Here is an 8,620-nt window from a genome sequence, read left to right as displayed (position 1 = left end):
GCCGCGGCGGGGGGGGGGCCCGCCCCCGGGCCCGACGCCCGTTCGACATGGGTGACGCTCATGCGGCGGGGTACCCCAGCCACAAGCCGTCTGCGTCACCCCTGTCTGCACAGGTCACCCGCCGTTTTCCGGGCCCGGGTGACGCAGGTGACGCAGCGTTCCCCTACTTAGGAAAAAAAAGGGGGTGTCTGTGGTGGTGCGGTGTCGCTCAGGACGTGAAGAAGGAGCCGCTACGCGGCACGACCTGAGCAGGGCGGCGGGCCGCCGCCGAAGAGCAAGAAGAGCACGCGGGGCCGGTGGTGCTCTTCTTGCTTGTGCGGTGCGGCGAGGCCGCTAGAAGGCGGGTTGCTGCTCGTGCGGGGGCGGTGGCAGCAGCCGGGTCATTTCGAGGTAGCGGCCCTCTTTGGTGCGCCCGGAGTCGATGAGGACGCCCCGGGCGGCGAGGGTGGGCTGTAGGCGCTTGAGCCGGTCGGAGAGCACCTTTCCCGTGGTCGGCCACCCTTTGGGCAGGGGCCGGTACTCCTCGCCGGTGTAGAGGCGGGTGAGGCAGTGCAGCCACTCGGTCGAGGTCATCCGCTGGTCCGCGCCCGGTTCGAGGGTATCGGCGTACTGGAGGACGGTCTGTGCCAACAGGTCGCCCTCGATCACGTCGTCGTTCAGGTCGTCCAGGCTGGCCCGGTAGGCGGTGAGCGCCCCCAGGCCGGTGGCCGCGTCAAGCTGCGCGCACAGGTGCGCGAAGTCCGCCATGCGCAGGTCCGTGGGGGTCTCCGCTTCTGCCGCGCGGACCTTGACGGTGAGGTCGAGGAGCGAGCCGAGCACCACGGGCAGGATCTGCGCGTACTCGGTCCACAGCTCATCCTCGGTGCGCCGCACCCGGGGCCGCTCCAACCGCAGCGGCAAAAGCCGTTCGGCCAGGTCGGGGCGGATGACACCGACGTCGATACCGGTCATGAGCAGCGGGCGGCGGTAGCCGACGCGGAAGACGTCCCCGTCGGTGAACAGCGCGCGCTTCACGTTCTCGGCGCCGGTGACGATGCAGCACATCGCGTCCGACAGTTCCGGGGTCATGTGGGAGAGGTTGTCCAGGGCGGTGACCCATCCGGCTGCGACCGCCGTGATCAGGTTCTCCTCATCCTTCGGCGCGCGGCGCAGGTCCCCGCTCATGCCCTCGATGATCCGGACCAGCATCCGGCCGCCGGTGGACTTGCCCGCTCCCTGCGGGCCGGTGAGGAACGGGGCGGGGACGGGCACGGACGGTCCCAGGCAGCCGATCAGCCACGCGATGGCCAGGCATTCGGTCTCCGCCGTGGCGAAGTTGCAGAGCCGCAGCAGCAGATCGATGCCCTTGCCGTTGGTGTCCTTGGCCGGCAGGGGCAGTTCCCCGGTGAGCTGGGTGCGCCGCCAGGACACCTCGCGCGGGTCGGGGATGGCGATGTCCCATCCGGTGGGGTGGATACGGACGGACTGTCCGTCGTCGCGGCCCAGGTCCAGCCAGGTCGCCCCGTCGAATCCGGGGGCCACGCGGATGTGGACGGGCTGTACGTCCTCGGTCAGCGCCAGTGCTTCGATCAAGTCGAGTGCCTCCTTGAGTGCGGTGCCGTTGAACACGCCACGCCCGTCGCGGAAGAGACCGACCATGAGTTCCTGCCGGTGGCTGCCGGTGGTGCCCTGGGAGCGGATCGGGCGGGCCACGGGGTGGCCGTTGCGCTGCGCGTACACGGTGCCGTCGGCGGTGCGGAAGTAGCGGAAGTGCGCTTGGGCGTAGTCGGTGATGATCTCGCGGGCGGGGTTCTTCTCGTCCTCGGGCATGGCTACATCCCCAGTGCGGTGCGGGCGTTGGTCCACGCGTCGGTGCAGTGCCGGACGGTTTCGCCCTTGGCCTGAGCAGCGGTGAACAGCCGGGCAATGTGGGCGTCGGTGAGGCAGCCACACTGCCCGTGCGTCGACAGCACCGCCAGGAACGTCCGGTACACCGTCGCGTGGATCGCGCTGCGGGCGTCCGTGATGCGCTGCTCCGCCATGGCGATGCCGCGTTCGAGGTAGGTGGGCGTGCGATGCCGACACTCGCCCCCGTGGCCCCTCATGGGCACTGAGAGCGCCTGTGGCGCCCTGCGAGCGGAGGGTGCCTCCTTTACCAGAGCGCGGACAGCGTCCGGCAGAGGGGCAGTGGCGCCCTCGCCCGGTTCGAGCCAACGGGCGTACTGCATAAGGGATTTGATGTCGACGCCGGACCGGACCGCGTTCGAGGACGCCATGGTGCCCCGGTAGATCCAGTGCTCACCCCGGGGCGTGGTCACGGTCCGGGTGGCGGGCAGGGTCTCGCGGGCCCAGGCGATGGCGTCGGCGTTGTCGAGGTCGACCACGGTCAGCCCGGCGCCGCCGGGGTGGTAGGCGACCGCCGCCGCCTCCCGCCACGCCCGCGCCCATGCCGGGGAGGTGACGACGTGCGGGTCGGTGGTGGCGGCGGCCCATCCGTGGCACGGCAGCGGGCAGGCGCAGGGCCCCGGGATCTTCATGTTCGGCCGGCCACCGCACGCGTTGCGCACGCAGGTCGGGCAGTTCCCGAACGGCAGCTTCCCCGCCCGCAACGGCAGGGGCGGGATGCCGGACGCGGCGAGGTGCAGCGCGGTGCGCAGGTGCTCACCCATGCCGCCGCCTACTCGCCGGATGTCGGTCGGTTGCGTCATGCTGGATGTCTCCAGTTCCTTGAAGGATGACTGGTTGGTCAGGGCGGCCCGGTTCTTGGCGGAATGGGGGCCGCCCTTGGCGCAGCTATCGGTCGTGGCTGCGGCGTCGGTAGGCGCGTTGATGGCAGGCCGCTGAGCAGTACCGCGGGGGCCTGCCGGTGGCGGCCGCAGCGATCGGGCTCTTGCACTCCGGGCAACGCTTGCGATGGCCACGCGGGGGGCGGGTTTCGTCACTGGTTTCGTCACGTAACTCGGGCAGTGGCGGGGCAGCGTGGGTGGTCATCTCCCACAGCGCGCGGGCGATGTTCTCCGTGCCACGTGCGTGCCGGGGACGGCTGGGGGCGTCCCAACCAGGACGGGCGGGCAGGTCAGCGACCTTTACCCAACCAGCGGCGCGCAAGCTGGCGCCGCTTTCGCCGTCTTGGGTGTAGGTGATGGCGCGGCGGTAGCCCGCGCTGCGGGCGGTGCGCCATGCAGCTGCGTACAGGGCAGAGCAGGCGTTCGCGGTGCCGTCCGTCGCCACTCGAGTGACCTCCACGGTCAGCCCGTTGTCGAGGTGGCGGCTGACGGGACGGCCCACGATGGCCACCCCGACCAGGCGGCCGTCGTCGGTTTGGACACCGAGGGAGAACTGATGTCCTTGCGGCGCCTCATGGTGGCGGTGGTGGGCTTCCACGTAGGCGCATGCGGCCCGCCATTTCATCGGCCGGATGTGCAGCTTTCGCGCGTCGGGCGGAGCGGTCATGCCGTCCCACCCCCTCAGCCGAAGTGGTTGCGCTTGAAGACCGCTTTGCGGATGTGGAAGGTGTTGCCTCCCTTGGCGTCGCCGGACTTGAGGAGCTGCACGGCGATGAATCCGCCGAAGAGAACGGCGGCGAGGGTGACGAGCTGGGTGATCAGCGCGGTCAACGCGGTGATGAACGTGGTGAGTAGCAGCAGTCCGCCGCACACGGCGAGGAACCCGACGCCCCCGAGGGCGACGTTCACCGCAGCGCGCGAGACGGGCGGCTTCACCGCGACGACCGGGTCGGGCTGCACCGGGCTGAGCGAGTAGCCGGTGACCACACGGCCGTCGGGCAGGACGATGCTCGCCACGCTCGGGAGGGTGCGCGGCTGGAGGGGGACGAGCGGTGCCGGCGCGTGGACGACGGGCGGTATCGGGGTCGGTTGGTGGACTTCCACGGCCCCCTCGCGGGGGGTGTGGCGGGCAGGATCGGGGTACATGCGGAATCCCTTCCGGACATGGTTCAGGGAGGCAGACGCACCCCCTTGAGAGGGCGCTGTGGAGGGGGTTTGCGGGGTCTGACCTGGGGTGCCTCCCTGTCTCCCTGAACGATCATTCGTGCAGGTCAGAGGCAGGGAGGCGGGGCAGGGAGGGGGTCAGGGAGTTCTCCCTGCCTCCCTGCCCCGGACGGGGTACGCTCCCCGTCACTCGGCGGCGGAAGCGGAACCCTCAGCGTCGCGGTTGGCGAGGGCCCGGTCGAGGCGGTCACGCGAGACGACCATGACGCCGTCGGACTTGTACGGCTCAGCGCCGGTCCCGTCGAGTTCACGCTTGAGGTCGAGGAACGACCACTTGCCGTAGGCCTCCGCGTCGAGGACCGCGAGGCGCTTGAGGATGTCCTGCGTGCGCACCCTCGTTGCGTCGCCGACCACGGACGCAATGTCCGCGAGCCGGTCCCGCTCGACACCCTTCTCAACGGCGTGCAGGGTGGTGACGCCGTCGCGCAGGGCCTTGGCCCGGGCGGTGATGGCTTCGGCGGCATCGTCATCGATGTAGTGCGTGCGCACCGTGATGGACGACTGGCCGGCCGGAATGTCGATGCCCGAAGACGCCAGCACCAGGGTTCCCTGATCCAGGCCCGGACGCAGCAGGTTCGGCGCGGCCCCGCCGTCGACCGCCTTGTCCCCCAGCGCCATGCGCGCCTGAGACTCCGTGCCCAGCGCGAGCGAGGCCCGTGTGTGCGCGCCCTCGCGGACCAGCTTGGGCAGGTTCTCGTTGGTGGGATCCTGGGTGCCCTGCCACATCAGCACGTTGACCGCACGCCCCTGATTGTGGATCTTACGGACGGCCATGAAGTACCGGGAGTTGGCTTTCGAGCCGCCGTACGGGCGCTTCTCGTCGTCCTTGGCCGGGCACATGAACGCGACCTGCGCCTCATCGACCAGCACGATCAGCGGCGGGAACACCGTTCCGGGCGGGGCCTGGATACGGCGGTTCATCTCGTCCACCGCGCCCTCGACCATCTCGGTCACCTGGATCACGTGCTCATCCGTCGGGCCCTGGATCAGGGTGTCGGCGAGACCGTCGAACATGGCCCAGTCTCCGACGCCCTTGAGGTCGCCCATCAGGAACCGGACCGACTTGTCCAGCGCCAGCCACAGGGCGAGGGAGCGCAGGGCAACCGTCTTGCCCTGGTTCGACAGACCGGTGATGAGCAGGTGGCGCTGATACAGGCTCAGCGCGGCAGCGTCCCCGCGCAGGTCCTGACCCCACGGGGCCTTACCGGTCTTGTAGTTGGCGGTCATCGTCTCGTCGGTGACCAGCGGCGACGGGCCGATCGGCTCATCCAGCGCCCCCGAGTCGGCGACCCACAGACGCACCGTGCGCGCGGCCTGCGGGATGGTGATGAACACCTCGTGCTCGTGCCGGGACAGGTTCTCTGCCAGCTTGCGGCGCCGCTGCTGCACCTCGTTGGTCGACACCCCCGACGGGAGCGTGACATCCACCTCGACCCCACACCCGGCGATCCTGATCGGACCCAGCATCGAGGCGCCCGCGTCGCCCATCTCCTTGATGGCGTTGCGCAGCGCGGGAACACCGAGGTCGCGCAGGGCCTTGACGACGATGGACGGGGTGATCGGCTCCCCCTCGCCGTTGCGGACGTTAGCGGGAAGCGCCCAGGTGGGTGCGGCCTGCTGCTTACTGCCGACCGCCCACAGCGCCAGCAGGGCGAACAGCGGCCCGAGCACGATCGCGTACGGGGTGACGATCTGCACGATGTAGATCAGGGTGGCGATGAAGTCGATGACCGCCTTGAGCGGGGTGATGACGTCCGTGACGTCGTGGCTGTTGACCGCCATGATCACGCCCAGTGCGATCAGTCCCGCGACCCCCGTGCCGACGCCGACCCCGAGACCCTTCGCGGCGTCCACGGGCGAGTGGAGCAGGTCCATGCGGCGGCGGTGGCGTGCCTCGCGGAAGCGCTGACCGCGCTCTTCCCACTCGGCGGCGATCTCGTGGTTTCCCGCGGCTTCGGCGGCCCGCTGCATCCGCTCGTACCGGGCCGGGGTGCGCGCCTCCCACGTGCGACGGGCCACGATCCGCCCGCCGTTGAACGTGTACAGGCCGTGCCGGGCCACCGCGCGCACGGTCGTCTTGGTGGTCTCGTGAGTGACGGCCGTGCGGATGGCACGGCCGGAGCGCACCCACAGCGGCACGGGCTTGACCGGAGCCGGGTCGGGGACCACGGTCAGCGTGGTCACGGACGCCTCAGCGGCGGGCGGGTCGGTGTTCTTGTGCAGGTGAACGACGTTCTCGGACATGCGGGGATGACTCCTGACTGCCCCGGACGGGGCGGGAGTTGAGAAGAAGAGGGAGGGAGCGGTGCCGGGGTAGCCGGGCGTGCGGGCGGGCGCGGCCACCCCTGGCAGGAAGGTCAGCGGTCGTGGTCCGTGCTCACCACCAGCCGGACGCCTTCTTGGCCGCCTTCTCCCTCGCGGCCTCGGTCACGATGCGCTGCCGCTCCATCTGCAACGCGGTCAGCTCAGCGGTCAGCCGCACGGTCACGGCGTTCATGGCCTGCTCAAGGGCCCGTTCGGCGCGGCCGGCGCTCTGGCCCCGCAGCACCCGGTACGAGCCGCCGGCGAGGGCGCCCATGACCTTGCGCCGTTCGGCACTGGTCAGCGGCCACATCTCCTCGTTCTGTACCGCCTCGATCTTGCGCTGCGTCAGCGCGATCTCCCGGTCCAGGCGGCGAGTGTTCGGCTTGCCCATGGTCAGTCCTTCCGGGGGTAGGTGTGGCCGGCGGGCGGGTAGACGGGGACGGCCTGATCGGTGAGGAGTCCTTCCATCACGACGGCCTCGAAGTCGGCGGCGATGCCGTTAACCGGTTCGAACGCGAACGCGATGTCGGCGGCGTCGAGCAGCCACCCGGTGCGTTCTGCGTCGTCACGGCGGGTCTCGCTGATGAACCGCTTCACTTCTGACCTCCCTGGTCAGGCTCACGGGGCGGGGTGGCGGGAAAGGCGCACAGCACGCACATGCCGAGCGAGCGCGGCATGCAGTAGCTGTAGGTGACCTGGCACTTCGGGCACGTGCGGCGGGCGAGCATCGCGAGGGCGAGGGCGCCCCACTTACGCGAGGTCATCGGCCGCACGGGCAGCGCGAGGTCTTCGCGGTAGAGGAAGGCGACGCGCGGCGTACGGGTACGGCGGTTGAACCGCATGACCTGAGCGGCGATCGGCTGACCCCCCGGACGAAGCCCCCGGGCCCGTAACTGCCGACGCGTGGCGAACCCGTCCGGCGCGAGCCGCCACGGGTAGGTGGGCACGCCGTAGCGGGCGCCGGTCGGGTCGTAGCACTTGCCCCACGCGGCGGACATCAGGCCGCCCCGACCACGCGGTTCCAGGCCGCCCGGAGTCGGGTTTCAGCGGCGGAGTGTCCGGCCGCGCGGAACCGCTTGGCCATCTCCCGGTACGACAGCGCCGGGGTCTGGCTGGTGCGGATCGCGTCGACCAGCGCGTCGAGTTCGTCGTCGCTGAGCGCGGGACCGGCCTCCAGCGCGGGCGCTGTGACCGGCTCGACCGGGCCCCACACCGGAAGTTCCCAGCGGGGCGTGACCTCGGCCGTGACCGGGGCCGTCACGCTGGTCAGTGCCCTGCCCGTGCCCTCCCCCTGCCGCGCGGTCTCCAGCGTCGACCACGCGCCGGCGAGGGTCTTGGCGGTGCGTGCCTGCACGCGGGCGACGCGTGCACCAGCCGCGGTCACGGCGGCGAGGCGGGCTTCCTCGGTGGCCGCTTCGGCGCGCAGTCGCGCGCGGGCTACGGCCGCCTCGTCGCGTGCCTCTTGCTGGATGCCCCGGATGGCGTTCAGGGCGAGCGGGGTCAGCGCGGTGCGCTCCCACAGTCCGTGGACCAGCCAGAGGGCTTTCGCGGCGATGGGCAGCCAGGCCACAGCCAGCCACGCGGCGGCGGACGTGCCGGCGGTCAGCGCGTGCGCTACCAGGACCCCGGCGGCGAGCAGGCCGAAGGACCAGCCGACAGCGGTCACGATGCGGTTGTGGTCGCCCTGCGCGGCAAGGCGGCGTTCGTAGGCGAGGGTGGCCAGCCAACCTCCGTCGATGCCCAACCCCACGACCAGCGCGACCGGCCACGGCACCGACGTGCCCAGCCACATCACGACCACGGCCAGGGTCAGCACCATGGACACCGCCGTCATCGCAACGGCGGGCAGAACCGTCTTCGTGTTCCTGGTGTTCATGCCGCACCGCCCGTCGTACTGGAGGTGCGGTTGGCCAGGGCCCGCCGCTCGGCGAGCACCCGGCGGTGGGCCCGGCGGAGACGCCGCGCGTCCAGCTCGCTCGGGTTGCGGTCGAGGGTGACAATCTGCGCGTCGAGAAGGTCGACACCCGCCAGGATCGCGGGCATCTCCTGCTCGATCGCGTCCAGCTCAGCGCTCGTCGGCTCGATCCAGTCGGCGAATGCGGTAACAGCGTCCTGAACAGTGACGATGTGCTCCATTGGGTCGTGTTCTCCCTCGCAGGTGGAACGGCCCGAACAGGGGGCGCGCGGGCGGTGGGGGCGGCGGCCGCCGCCCCGGCCCCCCGCGCGCACCCCACCCCCCCACCCCGCGCCGCGCCGGCCCCTGCCACCACACCGTACCCCCCGCCCACCGAGTCCGCCGCTGCGACTCCGTTCCTCCCGTCCCGACC

At 71.0% G+C, this 8,620-nt stretch carries 10 protein-coding genes; all 10 read right to left on the bottom strand.

Annotation, left to right across the window (positions count from 1 at the left end; all coding sequences use genetic code 11):
• Positions 1–333: 333 nt before the first annotated feature.
• On the bottom strand, positions 334–1,809 hold the full coding sequence (locus tag ACFW2E_RS34305; RefSeq protein ID WP_384472082.1) for an ATP-binding protein: 1,476 nt from the start codon (positions 1,807–1,809) through the stop codon (positions 334–336).
• Positions 1,810–1,811: 2 nt separating this feature from the next.
• Entirely contained in the window at positions 1,812–2,687 is an 876-nt protein-coding gene (locus ACFW2E_RS34300; RefSeq protein ID WP_384472079.1) for a bifunctional DNA primase/polymerase, read from the bottom strand.
• Between the two features lie 85 nt (positions 2,688–2,772).
• Positions 2,773–3,432 (bottom strand): XF1762 family protein, encoded by a 660-nt coding sequence (locus tag ACFW2E_RS34295; protein WP_384472076.1) that lies wholly within the window; start codon positions 3,430–3,432, stop codon positions 2,773–2,775.
• Between the two features lie 14 nt (positions 3,433–3,446).
• A complete protein-coding gene (locus ACFW2E_RS34290) occupies positions 3,447–3,911 on the bottom strand; it encodes a hypothetical protein (RefSeq protein WP_384472073.1) in 465 nt (154 codons plus the stop codon).
• A gap of 204 nt (positions 3,912–4,115) precedes the next feature.
• Positions 4,116–6,233, bottom strand: coding sequence for an FtsK/SpoIIIE domain-containing protein (locus ACFW2E_RS34285; RefSeq protein ID WP_384472070.1), 2,118 nt, complete (start codon positions 6,231–6,233; stop codon positions 4,116–4,118).
• Between the two features lie 133 nt (positions 6,234–6,366).
• Entirely contained in the window at positions 6,367–6,684 is a 318-nt protein-coding gene (locus tag ACFW2E_RS34280; RefSeq protein WP_384472067.1) for a hypothetical protein, read from the bottom strand.
• A gap of 2 nt (positions 6,685–6,686) precedes the next feature.
• On the bottom strand, positions 6,687–6,890 hold the full coding sequence (locus ACFW2E_RS34275; protein WP_384472064.1) for a hypothetical protein: 204 nt from the start codon (positions 6,888–6,890) through the stop codon (positions 6,687–6,689).
• Positions 6,887–7,291, bottom strand: coding sequence for an RRQRL motif-containing zinc-binding protein (locus tag ACFW2E_RS34270; protein WP_384472061.1), 405 nt, complete (start codon positions 7,289–7,291; stop codon positions 6,887–6,889). The genes ACFW2E_RS34275 and ACFW2E_RS34270 overlap by 4 nt, the downstream gene beginning before the upstream one ends.
• Complete coding sequence (locus ACFW2E_RS34265) at positions 7,291–8,169, bottom strand: protein spdB (RefSeq protein WP_384472058.1); 879 nt, start codon at positions 8,167–8,169, stop codon at positions 7,291–7,293. Before ACFW2E_RS34265 ends, ACFW2E_RS34270 begins: the two co-directional genes overlap by 1 nt.
• Entirely contained in the window at positions 8,166–8,429 is a 264-nt protein-coding gene (locus ACFW2E_RS34260) for a DUF6284 family protein (RefSeq protein ID WP_384472055.1), read from the bottom strand. Before ACFW2E_RS34260 ends, ACFW2E_RS34265 begins: the two co-directional genes overlap by 4 nt.
• Positions 8,430–8,620: the final 191 nt, after the last annotated feature.

Origin of the sequence: Streptomyces sp. NPDC058964, assembly GCF_042741275.1 — a bacterium.
Taxonomy (GTDB): Bacteria; Actinomycetota; Actinomycetes; order Streptomycetales; family Streptomycetaceae; genus Streptomyces.
This window is presented reverse-complemented; position numbering and strand designations above follow the sequence as displayed.